Origin of the sequence: Polymorphum gilvum SL003B-26A1 (genome assembly GCF_000192745.1) — a bacterium.
In the GTDB taxonomy this organism is placed as follows: Bacteria; Pseudomonadota; Alphaproteobacteria; order Rhizobiales; family Stappiaceae; genus Polymorphum; species Polymorphum gilvum.
Map to the genome: position 1 here is coordinate 3,728,489 of NC_015259.1, position 17,560 is coordinate 3,746,048.

The following is a 17,560-nucleotide window of genomic DNA, read 5'->3' on the forward strand; positions in this document are numbered from 1 at the left end:
GTTTACCCTGTTGGCAGAAAGTTCGCAGGACGGATCGCAGTGATCCCGCCGCAGGAAAACCGAGAACAACGGGAGTCACCCGGGAATGGGGAGTCAGCAGGGCCAGGCCAGGTCCGTCCATGTTCGCATTCTCGATGCCTCGCCGGCGGACGCGACACGCGCCGCGACCGTCTGCGCGAAGCTGTCCGCCGACTGCGCCGATCCGGTGCTCTATTCCGATCCGAAGGCCTGCCTCGACGCGCTCGCCGACCAGCCGACCGACGTGCTGATCCTAGACCTGGAAACCATCGGCGGCGACGAGGCGCTGGCGCGCTACGCCGTGCGCTGCCCCAGAGCGGTGATCATTGCGGTCAGCGCCAGGGGATCAGTGTCGCGCGCGGTCAACGCCATGCGCGCGGGCGCCCACGATTTCCTGACCAAGCCGTTCTCCCTCGACGCGCTCGGCGACAAGGTCCAGGCGCAACTCGGCATGCGCCGAAAGCCGCGGCCGGCCCCGATGGCCGAGGGCGGACCGGCGGACGCGCGCACGCTGCAGACCGGCACGACGGAGGCCTTCGGCCGATTCGTCGGCATGTCGCCGGCCATGGTCTCGGTCTACGATCAGATCAGGCGTATGGCGCCGTCCGGCGCGCCCGTGTTCATCACGGGGGAATCGGGCACCGGCAAGGAATTGTGCGCGCAGGCGGTCCACGACCTTTCGGACCGGCGCGGCGGACGTTTCGTGACCCTCAACTGCGCCGCCATTCCGCGCGACCTGATGGAAAGCGAGATCTTCGGCCACGTGCGCGGCGCCTTCACCGGCGCCGTCGACACCCGCGCCGGGGCGGCCGAACAGGCCGACGGCGGCACGCTGTTCCTCGACGAGATCGGCGAGATGGAAATCGCCTTGCAGAGCAAGCTGCTACGCTTCCTTCAGACAGGCACGTTCCAGCGGCTGGGCGACAGCAGCGACCGCACCGTCGACGCGCGCATCATCTGCGCCACCAACCGCGACCCGACGGCCGAGGTCGCCGCGGGGCGGTTCCGCGAGGACCTGTTCTACCGTCTGCACGTGCTGCCGGTCCATCTGCCCCCCCTGCGCGAGCGGCGCGACGACATCATGCCGCTGGCCCGGGCCTTCCTGGCCCGCTTCGCCGCCCAGGAGGGCCGGTCGTTCAAGGGCTTCGACGCCGACGCCCAGGCCCGCCTGCTGGCCTATTCCTGGCCGGGCAACGTCCGCCAGCTGGAAAACACCATCCGCCAGATCGTGGTGATGAACGACGGTCCGGCGATCACCCTCGACATGTTGCCGATGCTCATCCGCGACGGCGGCGGACGCGCGCGCGCGGCGGCGGACGACACCCGCGATCGCCACCGGATGGCGCGCCAGAGCCGGCCCTTCGCCACCATCGAACCGCTCTGGGCGCAGGAGCGGCGCATCATCGAGGATGCCCTCGACGCCTTCGACGGCAACATCGCGATGGCGGCGGCCGCCCTGGAGATCAGTCCGTCGACCATCTATCGCAAGCGCCAATCCTGGTCAGAGCGGCTGCAATAGGCCGCCGACGCGCACCGACGGGAGCCGGGTCGTTTACCGCACCGCACGCATGCGCTTGTGCACGAGACCGCGCCGGTTTATATCGGCGTCTGCTAAGTCGACGAAATAATTGAGACTTGTGGGCCGGGGGGCGTGAGATGTCTGGAAGGTTTGTTGCCGCGCAGGTTCTTTGCAGCGCGACCGTTGGCGCCCTGCTGATGGGCTGGACCGCGTTCGGCGCCGCCCATGCCCAGACGGGGGCCCAGACGGGGGTTCCCGCGCCTGCCGCAACGCTCGTCAGCGCCTACGAGGCCCTGGACGCCGCCTGGGACGCCGCTCCGCTCGCCTTCACGGCGGCGACATTCGTGCGCGAGCCGGCCTCCGGCTACGGCCAGTACGAGCCGCTGGCGAGCTCGGTCTTCAGGAGCGACGAGACGCTGGTGGTCTATGCCGAGCCGGTCGGCTACGGCTTCGCCGCCGGTCAGGACGGCTTCGGCATCGAGCTGAAGGCCGGGTTCGAACTGCGCACGCCAGGCGGACAGGTGCTTCTGCGCGACGACGGGTTCGCCACGCTCGGCCGGTCGACCAGGACGCGGTCGCGGGAGTTCCACGCGACGCTGAGCTTCCGGTTCGACGGCCTGCCGGCCGGCTCGTACGTCCTCGCGACGACGCTGACCGACATTGTCGGATCGAGCTCCGCCAGCTTCGAGCTGCCCTTCTCCATCGCCGATTGAGACCCCTGCCCGGGCGCCGTTGCGCCTGGCCGGTACGCCTGACCGACCTGCGGCCCGCCTCAACGCGCCAGCCGCAGCCTGCTGATTTCCTTGCCGATCCGCTCGAAGGCGGTGACCAGTTCGCTGTTGGAGCCGGCGTCGAAGGCCATCTCCGGCGACGACGCGCAGTCGCGCAGCAGCTTGCGGGTCGCGTAGTCGCCGACCTGGAACGCGATGGTGTAGACCTGCGTCGCCTCGTAGGTCGCGGCGTTGCGGCAGGCGAGCGCCGTCCGCTCGTCCATCTTGGCGGCGATCTCCCCGGCCGTGTCGATGCCGCTGCCGAGCCGCTGTTCGGTGCCGTAGCCGTAGGCGTTGTATTCGGTGCGGTTGTGGCTCGACGACTTGTCCTGGTAGGTGTTGGCGCCGTCGGTCATGACGATCATGATCCTGCGGTGGTCCTTTTCCCGCTTCTGGTCGGGCGAGCGCCCGCGCGAGAAAGGTTCCTGCGGCGTCAGCACGCGCCAGCCCCAGACGACGCCTTGGTGGATGTTGGTGTAGCCGTCCGCGCGCATGGCGGCGACGGCATCAAGCAGGGCCTGCTTGTCGTTGGTCAGATCGGTGATCGGCTGGGTCTTGCACAGGAAGTTCGGTCCCTGCGACGACGAGGTGCCGTAGGACTTGGGCTGGTTGCGGTACTTGCAGAGGCGCCCCTGGGCGACCTCGCGCGTGGCGAGGCTGCCGTGGATCGGGCTGTCGCCCTGGTCGTAGATATTGACCTGGGCCGCCTGCTTGGCGGTCAGGGAGCAGGCGCCCGCGTTATCGGCCAGCCAGTTATTCGAATAACGGTAGCCGTCGCGGTTGTCCGGGGAGCTGTCGGGCTCGTCGGGGGCGAAGGCGGGAACGTACAGGCTCGCCGGTACGTCCGGATCGGCCGCGTCGTCGGTCACGTCATAGGGCATCGGCCGGGCCTCGACGCAGCCGAGCCAGTCCGTGCCGCCGAGTTGCTGGTAGAGCGAGAAGCGGCTCGGCCGGCCGTTGACAAGGGCGGACGACGAGAACAGGGACGGGACCGGCGTGCCGTCGCTGCCGGTCTGGAAATTGGTCCAGTGCACGGGCGAGCGGCCTTCGCGGTCCATCCAGGGCTGCGTCGCCTTGTCGGCGCCGATGTTGACGAAGGCGGTGAACGGCACTAGGCCGACCATGACCCGGTCGTCCTCCGTGCTAATCTCGTTGATCGACATCAGCGTTCGGATCAGATCGGAGGCGGCCTGCTTGAGCGTCGTCATGCGCGACCCGGCCATCGAGCCGGAATTGTCGAGCACCAGCACCACGTCGAACGAGGCGGTGCCGACCTTGGATTCGGCCATCACGGCGAAACTGATCTCTTCGACGCCGAGCAGCGGCGCGAAGAAGGTCGGCATGGTGACGCCAGCCTCGACGCTGATCGTGCCGTCGCCGACGGTCACGTTGCGCGACACGCTGCCGCGCTCGGGCGCCGTATAGAGGCCGTCGAAATAGGCCTCGGCATGCTGGCGGATCTGCTCCGCCGTGTATGTGCCGGATTTGTAGTTTGCAGCCAGCGCGGTGGCGTCCGCCGCCGACTGCAGGCGGCTCTTTTCCGTCACCACGCGCGACATGTCGATGCCGACGCCACTGCCCGCGGTCAGCAGGAAGGCGAAAGAGCCGAAGGCGATCGCGATGTTGCCGCGCCTGTCGGAGAGAAAGCGGAAGATCTTCACGGCCAGAGTCCCCATTTCGGGGTCTTTCTACCCGATCCGGTTTTCCAGCCGATTTAGGAAACCGTTAAAGTTTGGCTACAAGGCTGCTCGAATGCGATGCAAGGGACCGGGCAGCGGCCGGCACCGGGACCGGGACTCCGGCCGGCAGGAATTTTCTCGATCCGCGCCATTGACATCGCCAGAGGGTGATCATAAATCCTTCGCGCGTTAGCACTCGCTTGAGGGGAGTGCTAACAGGACGCGGGATCTCCCCCGCGATCTCTCGAGCCATCAACTTTGTGGATTGCGTGCTGCCTTCGGATGGGGGCACGCCGCATGAGAGGAAAGAGCCAAGATGACATTTCGTCCGCTGCACGACCGTGTCGTTGTCCGCCGCGTGAATTCCGAAGAGAAGACCGCCGGCGGCATCATCATCCCGGACACCGCCAAGGAAAAGCCGCAGGAAGGCGAAGTCGTCGCCGTCGGCCCCGGTGCCCGCAAGGAGAACGGCGACCTGATCGCCCTCGACGTCAAGGCCGGCGACCGCGTCCTGTTCGGCAAGTGGTCCGGCACCGAGGTCAAGATCAACGGTGAAGACCTGCTGATCATGAAGGAATCCGACATCATGGGCGTAATCGCCTAATCCGCGTCCGACCCGATCCTTCAAGTTCCAATCCAGACAAGTGAGACGAAACCATGGCAGCTAAGGACGTAAAGTTCGGCACCGACGCCCGCGAGAAGATGCTCCGCGGCGTCGACATTCTGGCCAACGCCGTGAAGGTCACCCTCGGCCCGAAGGGCCGTAATGTCGTTCTCGACAAGGCCTTCGGCGCTCCGCGCATCACCAAGGACGGCGTGTCGGTCGCCAAGGAAATCGAGCTGGAAGACAAGTTCGAGAACATGGGCGCCCAGATGGTGCGCGAAGTGGCGTCGAAGACCAACGACGTCGCCGGTGACGGCACCACGACCGCGACCGTTCTCGCCCAGTCGATCGTCAAGGAAGGTGCCAAGGCGGTTGCCGCCGGCATGAACCCGATGGACCTGAAGCGCGGCATCGACCTCGCCGCCGCCGAGGCCGTCAAGTACCTGGTCGCCAACTCCAAGACCATCACCACCTCGGAAGAAGTGGCCCAGGTCGGCACCATTTCGGCCAACGGCGACACCCAGGTCGGCAAGGACATCGCCGAGGCGATGCAGAAGGTCGGCAACGAGGGCGTGATCACCGTCGAGGAAGCCAAGTCGCTCGAGACCGAACTCGAGGTCGTCGAGGGCATGCAGTTCGACCGCGGCTACCTGTCGCCCTACTTCGTGACCAACGCCGAGAAGATGCTCGCCGAGCTGGAGAAGCCCTACATCCTCCTGCACGAGAAGAAGCTGTCCAACCTGCAGGCCATGCTGCCGATCCTGGAATCCGTCGTGCAGTCCGGCCGGCCGCTGCTGATCGTCGCTGAAGACGTCGAAGGCGAGGCACTCGCCACGCTCGTCGTCAACAAGCTGCGTGGCGGCCTGAAGATCGCCGCCGTCAAGGCTCCGGGCTTCGGCGACCGCCGCAAGGCCATGCTGGAAGACATCGCCATCCTGACCGGCGGCACGGTGATCTCCGAAGATCTCGGCATCAAGCTCGAGAACGTCACCCTCGACATGCTCGGCAAGGCCGAGAAGGTGTCCATCTCCAAGGAGAACACCACCATCGTCGACGGCGCCGGCGCCAAGGAGGACATCCAGGGCCGCGTCGCGCAGATCAAGGCGCAGATCGAGGAGACCACCTCGGACTACGACCGCGAGAAGCTGCAGGAGCGTCTGGCCAAGCTGGCGGGCGGCGTGGCCGTCATCCGCGTCGGCGGCGCGACCGAAATCGAGGTGAAGGAAAAGAAGGACCGCGTCGACGACGCCCTGAACGCGACCCGCGCGGCCGTGGAAGAAGGCATCGTCCCGGGTGGCGGCACCGCGTTGCTGCGCGCCAAGTCGGCGGTCGAGAAGCTGACCTCCGACAACGCCGACATCCAGGCCGGCATCAAGATCGTCCTGCGCGCCCTTGAGTCCCCGATCCGCCAGATCGTCGAGAACGCCGGCGTGGAAGGCTCGATCGTGGTCGGCAAGATCCAGGAGAACAACGATCCGTCGTTCGGCTTCGACGCCCAGTCCGAGACCTACGTCAACATGATCCAGGCCGGCATCATCGACCCGACCAAGGTCGTGCGCACGGCCCTGCAGGACGCCGCCTCGGTGGCCGGCCTGCTGATCACCACTGGCGCCATGGTTGCCGAGCTGCCGAAGAAGGAAGCACCGGCGATGCCGGCCGGCGGCATGGGCGGCATGGGCGGCATGGACTTCTAAGAAGTCCATAAAGCCGCCCATCAGCGAGAATGCTGAACCCGCCAGGACGGGTTCGGGGGCGGCATGGACTTCTAAGAAGTCCATAAAGCCGCCCATCAGCGAGAATGCTGAACCCGCCAGGGCGGGTTCGGGGGCGGCATGGACTTCCAGGAAGGCCAAACGCTTTAGAATACGGAAAGGGCGGCTTGCGGGCCGCCCTTTTTGCTTGCCCGGGATCAGGACCGAGGCGTCAGCGCATCAGGTAGGCGGCGATCCAGCTGGCGATCCGGCCGAACGGCGGGCGGATCAGGCCGCCGGTGTTCCAGCGCGCCTGTTCGAACACGCCCTTGGCGTGGCTCAGCGCGCGGAAGCCCTCGACGCCGTGATAGGCCCCCATGCCGCTTTGGCCGACGCCGCCGAACGGCAGGTCGTCCTGGGCGTAGTGCAGCAGCACATCGTTGACGGTGACGTTGCCGCTGGTGGTGCCGGCGAGGACCTTGTCCCGGTTGGCGCGGCCGACCCCGAAGAAATACAGCGCTAGCGGGCGCGGCCGCGCGTTCACGAAGGCGATCGCCTCGTCGAGGCTCCGGTAGGCAAGGACCGGCAGGAGCGGGCCGAAGATCTCCTCCTGCATGACCGTCATCTCGTCCGTCACGTCAAGCAGCACGGCCGGCGCCACGGCATTCGGCAGCGGCTGCTGCGGAGGCGGCTCGGCCTCGATCTCGATCACGCGCGCGCCCTTTTCCCGGGCGTCGTCGAGCAGCGCCCGCTGCCGCTCGGCATGGCGCGCCGTGATCATCGAGGTGTAGGCGGGATCCGCCGTCCCGCCCGGATGATAGTGCCGGACCGCCGCGACATAGGCGGCGACGAAGCGGTCGAGATCCGCCGCGTGTACCAGCACGTAGTCGGGCGCGATGCAGGTCTGCCCGGCGTTGGCGGTCTTGCCGAAGGCGATGTCCGCCGCCGCCCGCTCGACCGGATGGCCGGGCTCGACGATGACCGGCGACTTGCCGCCCAGTTCCAGCGTCAGCGGCACGAGCGTGTCGGCGGCCGCGCGCATCACCTTGCGGCCGACGGCGGTGCTGCCGGTGAAGACCAGATGGTCGAACGGCAGGGCGGAGAAGGCGGCGCCGACGTCGGCTCCGCCGGTGACGACGGCGACCTGCTCCTGCGGGAAGATCTCGCCCAGCATGGCGGCCAGCAGCTCGGTCGTCGCCGGCGTGAGTTCGGACGGCTTGACCATAGCGCGGTTGCCGGCGGCAAGCGCGGTCGCCAGCGGCACCAGCGCCAGCGACACCGGATAGTTCCAGGGCGACAGGATGCCGACGACGCCGAGCGGCTGGCGGATGACGTGCGCGCGGCCGGGCTGGAAGGTCAGCGCCACGCGGCGGCGCTCCGGCCGCATCCAGCGGCGCAGGTGGCGATGCTGGTACTTGATCGCCTGCACCACCGGCGCGAGGTCCATGATCGCCGTTATCTGCGCCGGCCGGTGGCCGAAGTCGGCGCGCGCGGCCGCCTCGAATTGCCGTCGCCGCGCGACGAGCGCCGCCTTGAGCGCGCGCAGGGCGGCCCGGCGGCGCTCGAGCGGCGGCGGGCCGTCGGCGAGAAACGCCGAGCGCTGGCGCGCGAGCAGGGCGGCAAGGCTGCCCGCGCCGCTCGCCCCGTCGCTCGCCCCGTCGCTCGCCTGGTTGCTTATCTGGTCGCTTATCTGGTCGCTGGCCTCGCCCTGCGCCGTCATGGCCGCCCTTCCTGCACGGCGCGCGCGGAGGCCGCGCACCGGTCGAGGGCCAGAGTAAGGCGGCCGCCATCATCCGGCAACCGGTTCCGCAACCGCCTGCGCCGCGGCCCTTGACGCCGCCGCCGTTCGCCGCCAAGTGAAGGAGACGCCCCCCTTGACCCGACAACGCCGAGGCCCCGATGAGCAACGACCTGGACGCCCGCGTCGAAAAGCTGGAGATCGACCTGGCCCATGCCGTCTACACCATCGACGAGATCAACGCCGTGGTGGTCGAGCAGGCACGCCAGATCGACCGGCTGACGCGCAGGCTGGCCGACATGACGGATCGGGTCGAGGACCTGATCGAGACCGGCTTGGCCGGTCACCGGATCGACAAGCCGCCGCACTACTGAGGCCGGGTCGGCCGGCCGTCGCGGGCAGCGGCAGGCAAGGCCGGCGGCGCGATTGACGGCGCGCTCAGCGCATGGCATAAGCCGACCATCATCAAGAGAAGGGCTGGCGCCCTCGCCAACCTGCCCGGCCGGGCAAGGTGGTCTCCGCCAAGGGATGTGGTCCGCGCGCGCCGCGCAAGGACAACCAAGCGGTCCGGAAGCTGTCCTGCGCCAGTCCTCCTCGGGCAACCGACGGAGGATTTTTCATGTCTGCCCACCCGACCATCGCCGACGCCTGCGCCCTCGCCGACGCCACCCTCGCCGATATCGGCCTTATCGGACCGGCTGCGGCCGACGATGCCGCCTCGATCCCTCAGAACCGCGAGCGGCTTGTGCTGGCCCGGCTCAGCGCCATGCCCTTTTTCGGCGGCCTGCCGACGCATCTGCCCCCGCTTTCGCCCGACGAGCGCAGGGCCCGTCTCGACGCGCTCGTGGCGCTGTGGGCGAGCGGCTGCCCGCGCGCGATCGACGAACGCCTGTTCGCCGACCTGCTCGAGAGGAACGGATCGCGCAAGCGGCTGCGCAGCCGCTGACGGCCGGTCAGGCCGGGGTCGGGCAGGTCGCCGGGACCGGGCGCGGCCGGCCGTCCTCGTCGACGGCGACGAAAGTGAACATAGCCTCGGTCACCTTCTCGCGGTGACCGAAGCGGTGGCGCAGCGCCCAGGCCTCCAGGTTGATCTCCATGGAGGTGCGCCCGATCCGGCCGACGCGGGCATAGACGCACAGAACGTCGCCGACATGGACCGGACGGATGAACTTCATCCGGTCGATGGCGATGGTGACGACGCGACCGTTGGCCCGCTGGCTGGCCGCGATGCCGCCGGCAAGGTCCATCTGCGACAACACCCAGCCGCCGAAGATGTCGCCGGCCGCGTTGGTGTCGGCCGGCATCGCCATGGTGCGCAGCGTCAGCTCGCCGCTCGGCTGGTTGGTGTCTTCGGGCGTGGCATGCGTCACTGGGCTGGCTCCGTCGGTTCGTCGGGCGGTTAAGGGCGGCGCTCAAGGGCGGGCACTCAAGGGCGGGCACTCAAGGCCGGCCAGGCAAGGTGGCCGGTCAAGGGCGAATGATCAAAGGGTGGCGGCCTGTTCGAGCACACGCGGCTGCTCGAGGCAGTAGTAGCCGGAGATCCGGCTGATCGTGCCCGAGCGCTTCCAGTCGTTGAGCACGCGGCTGACGTTCTCGCGCGCGGCGCCCGCCATGTTGGCGATGTCGGACTGGCTGAGCTTGTAGTGGATCAGGATCCGGTCGCCGTCGAGCGTCTTGCCGAAGGTCTCCGACAGCTGCAGCAGCGTCTGGGCCACCCGGCCGGGCAGCGGCAGGAAGGAGCGCGCGGCGAGAATGTCGTTCGACTGCCGCAGCCGCTTGCCGACGATCGACAGCATGTGGCGGTAGAGGCCCGGGTTCTCGTCGGCGAACCGCTCGAAGGCGCTCTTGTCGATGAAGGCCAGCCGCGACGCCTTGAGCGCCGTCACCGTCGCCGAGCGCGGCCGGCCGTCGAGCAACGCCAGTTCGCCGACCACGTTGCCCGGCCCGAGAACCGCCAGCAGCTGCTCGTCGCCGTCGACCGACAGCATCGACACCTTCATCGAGCCGTCGAGGATGGCGTAGCAGCCGTTGCCCGGATCACCGGCCTCGAACAGGATCGCGCCGGGGGTGACACTCATCGGTCTTGCCAGTTTCGACAGCCCTTCGGCCAGGTCGTGAGACAGCCCCTCCAGGGAAAAGCTGTTGTCGAGAAAGCCCTTCAGATCCGCCAATGCCCTGCCCCCGCTGCCGCTTGGCCGCTCCCGTCGCACGGCGACCGGGCGCCAAGCGCAGAAGTGTGACCCACATCACGTGCAATTTCGCAATCTACGCCCATATCTACAACCATGGAAGCGGGTCGCCCCCAACCCGTTTCCCGACCTCCCGAAAAACGGCTCCCCCCCGCAGGAGCCGTTTTTTCGTTGGCCGCGGCAGGGCGGGCCGCTTCAGTAGAGAAAGACGTCCTTCTCGTCGAGCGTGCGAAAGAATTCGTCGCTCATCAGGACGTCGAACTGGCATGCGCGCACCGCCACCTGGTGTCGGGACTCGATCCGGCGCAGCCGGTCGTCCGGCACCGCCGGCATGCATGCGACGAAGGTCATGTCGGCGAGGCCGTCGAAATGGCCGCGCAACGCCTGCTGCAGGGCGGCGCGGTCTTCGAGCGCCGGCAACAACGGACCACAAGGCAGGGTCTTCAGGCCGTGCTTGGCCGCGAACCGGGCGAAGCGGCGAGCTCGCCAGCCTTCGGCGAGGGGAAAGATGAGGAGCGGCGGCTTCTTCAGACCGCAATCGGCCACGGCCTTCATGAGCAGGCCGGCGATCACCCGATGGCGCATCAGGCCGTCGCGCAGGGTGACGAAATCGGGCGCACGCCCGAAGTAGTCGGCGAACAGCCGGATCTGCGCCACGATCTCGCTGCGGACGATCTCGTCGGGCAACAGCCGCAGCGTCGCCCGGCGCGAGATCCAGCCCGGTGTGCGGAAGCTGGCGCCGAAGGTGTCGCGCCAGCGCAGGCTGCACGGTTCGCCCGTCCGACCGCTCAGGGCCACGGTCAGGCCGATCAGCGCATGGCCGGCCTCCTGCTCGGCGAGTTCGCGCAGCGGCAGGTATTCGCGGCTCCACAGGTCGGTACAGACAAGACAGCCAACGGCGCTCAGCCGACGGGCGGCGAGCAGCGACCGCACCGCCCGGTCGACGCCGAAGGCCAGACCGTAGTCCACCGCCGCCAGGGTGATCCTCTTCATCGCGCCCCAAATCCCCGTCCGGGGCTCAAGCCCCCCCTCTTCCCTACGGCAAAACCGGCCGGGAACACAATCGCTGCGGTCTGTCCAAAAAGAACGACGGAAAGAGCGCAGGGCACCGCGCCGCCACACCGTCCCGATGGTCACCTCGGGCGAGCATCGCGAGACCCGGGGCCTACTCGGTCCCAGAGTGCCGGCTGCAGGGCTCGCCCCGCGCCGCCGTCGGTCCGTCAGTCCAGTCCTCCGTTTCCGGGATCCTCGAAGACGGAGCGCAGGGGATCGCGGTTGGGCCGCGCGATCTCGTAGACGACCAGGTCTTCCAGGAACACGCCGTTGACGGTGCGCGCAAGGGTGGCAACCCGCTCGACGTGGTCGAACACCTCGGCAAGCCGGGCCGAATTGTCCCGGCGCGCCTCGGCAACATAGAGCCCGGGCCGGTCGAACAGGCCGGCTGCGACCGGCGGCATCATGACGTAGCGGATGCGCTCGTTGAGCTGGACGACGGGAAGCTCCTGCGCAAAGGCGAAGGACAACTGGCTGGTGAGCCCGTAGCCGGTGGTGGCGAGATAGGCGGCACCGCGGCTGTCGGCGAGCGCGCGGATCCCGGCCGTCACCTGCGGCCAGCCGCGCAGCTGGAAGGTCGGATCCTTGCGGGCGAAGCGGCCGGTCAGAGGATCGACCGCATGGACCTGGACGACGACGGCAACCAGCACGCCGAGCCCGACGGCCGCAGCCGACCAAAGCTGCCAGAGGCGCTCGCGGCGGCCCGGCGCGGCGGCAAATACCGCCGCCGTCAGCGCCAGGGCGGGAAACAGCGGCGCCGGCCAGTTGGCCTGGACCCGCGCGTGCAGGGAATGGAACAGCATGTAGGCCAGGAACGGCACCAGCGTCAGGACGATGAGGCTCGCCGCCCCGTCCCGCGCCAGCGTGCGCCGGCTCAGGCGCGCGACGCCGAACCCGGCGAGCACGGCGACGAGCGGATTGAGCAGGCCGACGAGCGCGCCGAGGAACTCGAAGACGTATTTCGTCGTCCAGTCGCCGCGCCCGGCGCGGCCGAACTGCTTGTAGAAGGAGGCCCATTCGTGTCCGTGATTCCAGACCAGTACCGGCGCGAAGCACAGCAGCGCGAGGCCGCCGCCGGCCCAAAGCTGCCAGCTGGCAAACCAGCGCCGGGCCTCGGGCACCCACAGGAGCCAGAGCACGATGCCGGCACCCAGGAACAGCACGGAATACTTGGACACCAGGCCGAGGCCGGCGAATACCCCGACCGCCAGCCACCAGTCCGCCCGGCCAGAGACATGAAGTTCCGCCAGCGCCCACAGGGTCAGGCCCCAGAAGAACACCGAGGGCGTGTCCGGCGTGGCGATGATGCCGCCGACGCCGATCAGGATCGAGGCGTTGAAGAACAGCACGGCCAGGCCGGCGACGTGCCGGCCAAACAGGATCGCGGCTGTACGCCACAACACCAGCGAGCCGACAGCCGCCGACAGGACGCCGACAAGCCGCACACCGAGCGCCGTGTCGCCGGCGATCTGCTGCCCCGCCCAGATCCACCAGGCGATCATCGGCGGATGGTCGTAGTAGCCGAAGGCCGGATACAGGCCCCAGATCCGGTAATAGGCCTCGTCCTCGACCAGATGGGCGTTGGAGGCGGTCCACAGCCGGAAAACGATCAGCACGCCGACGAAGAGGGCCAGTGCCGAAGGCCGCAGCCAGGAGGGAAGCGTCTCGCTGCCGGAGGGGGTCTTCACCGCGTCGCCTCAGGCCTTGCGCCAGGTCAGCACGGAACTGGCCGCATAGTTCCAGACCGCGCCCATCGCAGCACCCGCCGTCCCGGCCAGCCACCAGACCGGCTGCTGGTCGTAGATCAGGCTGGCGACGCCGACGTTGGCGAGCACGCCGACGCTGCATACGGCATAGAAGGTCAGCAGGCCGCGCAGCATGCCGAAGCCGGTTAGCCGGCGGTCGCGATAGGTCAGCCGGTTGTTGAGCAGGAAGTTGGACGTCATGGCGACGAAGGTCGCCAGCGTCTGCGCGACGTTGAACTCGAGGTCGAGCGCGACCAGGGCGGCGCGCAGGGCAAGCAGATGCACCAGCACGCCGCTGGCGCCGACCAGGCTGAACATGAGGAAGCGCACCGACACCAGGTCGCCGAAATACTTGGACACGAGCAACCCCAGATAATCGAGCGTGACGAGCGTATCGAGCTTGCTGTCGCCGTGCCTGCGTTCGCGGAAGACGAAGGGGAGCTCGCGGATGCGCAGCTTGCCGCCGCCAGTGGCAACGATGTCGAGCAGGATCTTGAAGCCCTGGGAGGACAGTTTCGGCGCCAACTCGTCGGCGACCGCCCGGCGCAACATGAAGAAGCCGCTCATCGGGTCGCTGAGCGAGACCTTGAGCAGCTTCTGCGCCAGGCCGTTGGCCAGGTTGGAGCCCCAGGTGCGCAGCGTCGACAGGCCCTCGCCCATCGCGCCGCCCTCGGCCTTGCGGCTGGCGACGACGAGGTCGGTCTCGCCCGTCTTCAGGATCGCCAGCATTCTCGGCAGCAGGGTCTCGTCGTGCTGCAGGTCGGCGTCCATCACCGCGACGAAGGGGGCGGAACTCGCCAGCATGCCCTCGACGCAGGCACCCGACAGGCCGCGTCGGCCGACCCTGCGGATCACCCGCACGCGCGGATCCTTGCGGGCGATGTCGCGCGCCGCCGCCGCCGTGCCGTCCGGGGAGTTGTCGTCGACGAAGATGACTTCCCAGGCGATGCCGTCGAGGGCCGTGCGCAGCGCCTCGACCATCGGCGCGACGTTGCCGCGCTCGTTGTAGGTCGGCAGCACCACGGTCAGGTCCGGCACCTGCAGCGCGGCAACCGCCTCCTCGCGCTCCTGTGCGTCGGTCGAGATCATGAAACGTCCATTCCTGGCACCCGGCGTTCCCGCCGCCGGCGGCCGTGCGCGGGCCGCATCGCAGTGGCCGGGACCATAGACAAAATGCCCGCATTTGCAAGCCGGTCTGACCGGTCGCCGGGGCCCGGGTGCGCCCCTTCCCGGCGTGCAGGGTGAGACCTGTTGCCGCGCGACAGGACTCCGGCAGGTTTCCGGACACTCTCCGGAGCCTTTTAGGCTATGATTAAGCTATCAGTACGTGTCATTCGAGTGCCGGAAAGCCCATGCAGACCATCGAGGTGCGCCCCGCCGTGCAGCGGGAACCCGCCCATCCGTCCATCGACCGAAAGCAGATCTCGGATCTTGTCGAGACATTCTACCAGCACATCCGGACTAACGATCGCCTCGGCCCCGTATTCGAGGCCAGAATTGCTGGCGATTGGGGGCCTCATCTTGACAAGATGAAGGGTTTTTGGGCCTCCGTCCTTCTCAAGACTGGAGAATACAAGGGAAAGCCGGTTCCGGCGCACTTCCGGATGAAGGAAGTCGTCACCGACGACTTCCGCATCTGGCTGGACTTGTTCCGCGCGACCGCCCTCGAGGTGTTCGACGACCCGGAGGCGGCCGCGATCGTCATCCGCCAGGCCGAGAAAATCGCCACCAGCCTCTGGATGGCCATGCTCGCGACTCCCTTCGACAAGGCGCCGAACTTCCTGTTCGGCGAGGCCGGAGCCGGCCGCTGACCGGTGCCGGTCACCGCTCCATCGCGAACACGAGAGCGCGGTAGACGGAGACCGGATGGGCGGACAAATGCCCTTCTCCGTCAAGGACTTCGAAGGTCAGATCGATCTGACCGGCGCCGCGCTCGGCAATCAGTTCGGCGAGGTCGCGGGCGCGGCCGACCATGCGGTTGCCGGCAACCCAGGCCCTGCGCCGTACCAAGTCGCCGGGCTGCTGCCGCTCCCACCGGGTGAGGTCCTCCTCCTGCGATCCCACGGTCAAGCGCAAGGGAATCGGGACGGCCAACGCCTCCCCCGCCCGGTCGAAGAAGGCGGTCGCCTCGCGCAGCATCTGGCCGTTGTTGACCCACAGCGACGCGCTGCTCGCCACATAGGCATCGAAACTGTCCGGCCGCGTGAACAGGGCATGCAGGGTCATCAGCCCCCCGAGCGAATGGCCGTAAAGGGTCTCACGCTCCGGATCGACCGGAAAGCGGGCCGAAACGAACGGTTTGACCTCCTGCACCAGCATGTCCAGATAGACATCGCCGCCACCAAGCGGCGACCAGGGCTTGCCGTGCGGGCGCTCGGGCATGTCGAAGCGGCCGGCGGGATGGTCGCTCGGCGGGGTCATGTCCAGGAGGCGACGGTCGGTGTCGAGCCGGCGGTCCGGATAGCCGACGGCGACGATCACGGGCGGCGCCTTGCCGACTGAGCGGCCCGTCATCGCGAGGTTCTCGGCGAGACCAGCGAAGAGCGTGAAGCTGAAGTCCGCATCAAAGCTGTAGACGACCGGAAAGCCGCCCACCGGGGGCTCGCCTTTCGGCGTCCAGACCGCGACGCGGACCGGCGACCCTAGCACCTTGCTGGCAATCATGTATTCGGCTGTATCGTCGATAGCGACCGGGCCGGTCGGGTCCGGCCCGCCGGCCGAGGCGGGCGCGGAGCCGACGGCGAACGGAGCGGCGGACAGGAAGGCATAAAGCAGGGCGCGGGCAGCGGCAGTACGCCAGCCCGTGGCGGTCAGGTCCACGTGCATCATCGATCCTCGTGCGGCGATCGCGTTCGAGCATCTCCCTCGGCACGTAGCCTAAACCAAGTCGCGGCTCAATCAAGGCGCGGCTGCCGCCTTGCCCCGCCCACGGCTTTCGTCTAGGAAACGGGCGCCTGCCGGAGCGCGGCAGGCTCGACCGCCCGGCTTTCCACCGCAAGACCCGTGATCCGCATGGCCAACCCGAAGACGCAGAAACTCAAGGCCCGCCTGCCGCGTGGTTTCGTCGACCGCAGCGCGTCCGACATCCGGGCCACGGAGGAAATGGTCGCCAGGATCAGGGCCGTCTATGAACTCTACGGCTTCGATCCGGTCGAGACGCCGATGTTCGAATACACCGACTGCCTCGGCAAGTTCCTGCCCGACACCGACCGGCCGAACGCCGGCGTGTTTTCCGTGCAGGACGACGACGAACAGTGGATGAGCCTGCGCTACGACCTGACCGCGCCGCTGGCCCGCCACGTCGCGGAGCACATCAACGACATCCAGTTGCCGTTCCGCAGCTATCGCGCCGGCTGGGTGTTCCGCAACGAGAAGCCGGGGCCGGGACGCTTTCGCCAGTTCATGCAGTTCGACGCCGACACGGTCGGCGCGCCCGGCGTCCAGGCCGACGCCGAGATGTGCATGATGATGGCCGACACGATGGAAGCCCTCGGCATCCAGCGCGGCGACTACCTCATCCGCGTCAACAACCGCAAGGTTCTCGACGGCGTCCTGGAGGCGATCGGCCTTGCCGGGGACGACAACGGCGAACGGCGGCTGACCGTCCTGCGCGCGATGGACAAGCACGACAAGTTCGGCTCCGAAGGCGTGCGCCTGCTGCTCGGCGAAGGACGCAAGGACGAAAGCGGCGACTTCACCAAGGGCGCCGGACTTTCGGAAACGGCCATCGAGGCGATCCTGGAGATCCTCGACGCCTCGGCCATCGACGACCTGATCGACTACAGCAACGACTTCACCTTCAAGACCGCCGCGCTGTCGAAATTCGCCATCAACCAGCACTTCCAGGAAGGCTTCGCCGAGCTGAAGCTGATTTCCGACCTGGTCAAGGCGTCCGGCTACATGTCCGACCGGATCTCGATCGATCCATCGGTCGTGCGCGGTCTCGAGTATTACACGGGGCCCGTCTACGAGGCCGAACTGCTGTTCGACGTCACCAACGAGAAGGGCGAGGTCGTCCAGTTCGGATCGGTCGGCGGCGGCGGTCGCTATGACGGGCTGGTCAAGCGCTTCACGGGGCGCGACGTGCCGGCGACCGGCTTCTCCATCGGCGTGTCGCGGCTGATGACTGCGCTGAAGAACCTCGGCAAGCTCGGTCAGGAGGAGGTGCTGGAGCCGGTGCTCGTCACCGTCATGGACGGCGACGGCGAGGCGCTGGCGCGTTACCAGCAGATGACGCAGACGCTGCGCGCGGCCGGCATTCGCGCGGAAATGTATCAGGGCAACTGGAAGAAGTTCGGCAACCAGCTGAAATACGCCGACAAGCGCGGCTGCCCGCTGGCAATCATCCAGGGATCGGACGAGAGGGCCGCCGGCGAAGTCCAGATCAAGGACCTGATCGAGGGCAAGCGGTTGGCCGGCGAGATCGCCGACAACGTCACCTGGCGCGAGAGCCGTCCGGCGCAGGTGACTGTCGCTGAAGCCGATCTGGTCGACGCGGTGGGCAGGCTGCTCGAGAGCCAGGCGGAAGACCGCCGGCGCCAGATCGAGGGATAG

At 68.0% G+C, this 17,560-nt stretch carries 16 protein-coding genes and 1 riboswitch; of the genes, 8 read left to right on the top strand and 8 right to left on the bottom strand.

From position 1 onward, the window contains the following. Nucleotides 1-85: 85 nt before the first annotated feature. Together SL003B_RS17405 and SL003B_RS17410 are read left to right on the top strand one after the other, a co-directional pair. Nucleotides 86-1,537, top strand: coding sequence for a sigma-54-dependent transcriptional regulator (locus tag SL003B_RS17405; RefSeq protein WP_013654182.1), 1,452 nt, complete (start codon nt 86-88; stop codon nt 1,535-1,537). Nucleotides 1,538-1,674: 137 nt separating this feature from the next. After that, a complete protein-coding gene (locus SL003B_RS17410; protein ID WP_013654183.1) occupies nt 1,675-2,250 on the top strand; it encodes a hypothetical protein in 576 nt (191 codons plus the stop codon). A gap of 59 nt (nt 2,251-2,309) precedes the next feature. Here the strand turns inward: SL003B_RS17410 and SL003B_RS17415 are convergent, their stop codons facing one another. Next, nucleotides 2,310-3,983, bottom strand: a complete 1,674-nt coding sequence (locus SL003B_RS17415) for a VWA domain-containing protein (protein WP_041375619.1) — start codon at nt 3,981-3,983, stop codon at nt 2,310-2,312. A 319-nt stretch (nt 3,984-4,302) separates the two neighbouring features. Here SL003B_RS17415 and groES point away from each other — a divergent pair, with 319 nt between their 5' ends. Both groES and groL read left to right on the top strand, forming a co-directional pair. Beyond that, entirely contained in the window at nt 4,303-4,590 is a 288-nt protein-coding gene (groES, locus tag SL003B_RS17420) for a co-chaperone GroES (RefSeq protein WP_013654185.1), read from the top strand. A 53-nt stretch (nt 4,591-4,643) separates the two neighbouring features. Further along, nucleotides 4,644-6,284, top strand: a complete 1,641-nt coding sequence (gene groL, locus SL003B_RS17425; protein ID WP_013654186.1) for a chaperonin GroEL — start codon at nt 4,644-4,646, stop codon at nt 6,282-6,284. A 229-nt stretch (nt 6,285-6,513) separates the two neighbouring features. Here the strand turns inward: groL and SL003B_RS17430 are convergent, their stop codons facing one another. After that, nucleotides 6,514-8,001 (bottom strand): coniferyl aldehyde dehydrogenase, encoded by a 1,488-nt coding sequence (locus SL003B_RS17430; RefSeq protein ID WP_013654187.1) that lies wholly within the window; start codon nt 7,999-8,001, stop codon nt 6,514-6,516. A 179-nt stretch (nt 8,002-8,180) separates the two neighbouring features. Here SL003B_RS17430 and SL003B_RS17435 point away from each other — a divergent pair, with 179 nt between their 5' ends. Continuing rightward, on the top strand, nt 8,181-8,393 hold the full coding sequence (locus SL003B_RS17435) for a SlyX family protein (protein WP_013654188.1): 213 nt from the start codon (nt 8,181-8,183) through the stop codon (nt 8,391-8,393). Between the two features lie 83 nt (nt 8,394-8,476). Beyond that, nucleotides 8,477-8,591: riboswitch (SAM-I-IV-variant riboswitch) on the top strand. Nucleotides 8,592-8,638: 47 nt separating this feature from the next. Then, a complete protein-coding gene (locus tag SL003B_RS17440) occupies nt 8,639-8,965 on the top strand; it encodes a hypothetical protein (protein WP_013654189.1) in 327 nt (108 codons plus the stop codon). A 7-nt stretch (nt 8,966-8,972) separates the two neighbouring features. Here SL003B_RS17440 and yciA read toward each other — a convergent pair whose 3' ends face one another. The 5 genes from yciA to SL003B_RS17465 form a co-directional block, all read right to left on the bottom strand. Next, complete coding sequence (gene yciA, locus SL003B_RS17445) at nt 8,973-9,389, bottom strand: acyl-CoA thioester hydrolase YciA (protein ID WP_013654190.1); 417 nt, start codon at nt 9,387-9,389, stop codon at nt 8,973-8,975. A gap of 111 nt (nt 9,390-9,500) precedes the next feature. Further along, the gene (locus SL003B_RS17450; RefSeq protein WP_013654191.1) at nt 9,501-10,190 is read right to left on the bottom strand and encodes a Crp/Fnr family transcriptional regulator; all 690 of its coding nucleotides are present in this window, start codon (nt 10,188-10,190) and stop codon (nt 9,501-9,503) included. 213 nt (nt 10,191-10,403) lie between these two features. Next, on the bottom strand, nt 10,404-11,201 hold the full coding sequence (locus SL003B_RS17455) for a ChbG/HpnK family deacetylase (protein ID WP_013654192.1): 798 nt from the start codon (nt 11,199-11,201) through the stop codon (nt 10,404-10,406). 227 nt (nt 11,202-11,428) lie between these two features. Next, nucleotides 11,429-12,949 (bottom strand): glycosyltransferase family 39 protein, encoded by a 1,521-nt coding sequence (locus SL003B_RS17460; protein WP_013654193.1) that lies wholly within the window; start codon nt 12,947-12,949, stop codon nt 11,429-11,431. Between the two features lie 9 nt (nt 12,950-12,958). After that, nucleotides 12,959-14,095 carry a glycosyltransferase gene (locus SL003B_RS17465; RefSeq protein WP_013654194.1) on the bottom strand — a complete coding sequence of 379 codons (1,137 nt, stop codon included), beginning with the start codon at nt 14,093-14,095 and terminating at the stop codon, nt 12,959-12,961. A 263-nt stretch (nt 14,096-14,358) separates the two neighbouring features. On the opposite strand from SL003B_RS17465, the gene SL003B_RS17470 reads away from it, so the two are divergent. Beyond that, nucleotides 14,359-14,817, top strand: coding sequence for a group III truncated hemoglobin (locus SL003B_RS17470; protein ID WP_013654195.1), 459 nt, complete (start codon nt 14,359-14,361; stop codon nt 14,815-14,817). A gap of 10 nt (nt 14,818-14,827) precedes the next feature. On the opposite strand, the gene SL003B_RS22440 is transcribed toward SL003B_RS17470, so the two are convergent. Continuing rightward, entirely contained in the window at nt 14,828-15,835 is a 1,008-nt protein-coding gene (locus SL003B_RS22440; RefSeq protein ID WP_013654196.1) for an alpha/beta hydrolase, read from the bottom strand. A 183-nt stretch (nt 15,836-16,018) separates the two neighbouring features. On the opposite strand from SL003B_RS22440, the gene hisS reads away from it, so the two are divergent. Then, complete coding sequence (gene hisS, locus SL003B_RS17480) at nt 16,019-17,560, top strand: histidine--tRNA ligase (protein ID WP_041375620.1); 1,542 nt, start codon at nt 16,019-16,021, stop codon at nt 17,558-17,560.

What these genes read in the sequence shown, in the direction of transcription:
- hisS (WP_041375620.1), top strand. Translation starts at nt 16,019, where the DNA reads ATGGCCAACCCGAAGACGCAGAAACTCAAGGCCCGCCTGCCGCGTGGT.
- SL003B_RS17470 (WP_013654195.1), top strand. Translation starts at nt 14,359, where the DNA reads ATGCAGACCATCGAGGTGCGCCCCGCCGTGCAGCGGGAACCCGCCCAT.
- SL003B_RS17415 (WP_041375619.1), bottom strand. Translation starts at nt 3,983, where the DNA reads ATGGGGACTCTGGCCGTGAAGATCTTCCGCTTTCTCTCCGACAGGCGC.
- SL003B_RS17465 (WP_013654194.1), bottom strand. Translation starts at nt 14,095, where the DNA reads ATGATCTCGACCGACGCACAGGAGCGCGAGGAGGCGGTTGCCGCGCTG.
- SL003B_RS17405 (WP_013654182.1), top strand. Translation starts at nt 86, where the DNA reads ATGGGGAGTCAGCAGGGCCAGGCCAGGTCCGTCCATGTTCGCATTCTC.
- groL (WP_013654186.1), top strand. Translation starts at nt 4,644, where the DNA reads ATGGCAGCTAAGGACGTAAAGTTCGGCACCGACGCCCGCGAGAAGATG.
- SL003B_RS17435 (WP_013654188.1), top strand. Translation starts at nt 8,181, where the DNA reads ATGAGCAACGACCTGGACGCCCGCGTCGAAAAGCTGGAGATCGACCTG.
- SL003B_RS17430 (WP_013654187.1), bottom strand. Translation starts at nt 8,001, where the DNA reads ATGACGGCGCAGGGCGAGGCCAGCGACCAGATAAGCGACCAGATAAGC.
- groES (WP_013654185.1), top strand. Translation starts at nt 4,303, where the DNA reads ATGACATTTCGTCCGCTGCACGACCGTGTCGTTGTCCGCCGCGTGAAT.
- SL003B_RS17455 (WP_013654192.1), bottom strand. Translation starts at nt 11,201, where the DNA reads ATGAAGAGGATCACCCTGGCGGCGGTGGACTACGGTCTGGCCTTCGGC.
- SL003B_RS17410 (WP_013654183.1), top strand. Translation starts at nt 1,675, where the DNA reads ATGTCTGGAAGGTTTGTTGCCGCGCAGGTTCTTTGCAGCGCGACCGTT.
- SL003B_RS17440 (WP_013654189.1), top strand. Translation starts at nt 8,639, where the DNA reads ATGTCTGCCCACCCGACCATCGCCGACGCCTGCGCCCTCGCCGACGCC.
- SL003B_RS22440 (WP_013654196.1), bottom strand. Translation starts at nt 15,835, where the DNA reads ATGATGCACGTGGACCTGACCGCCACGGGCTGGCGTACTGCCGCTGCC.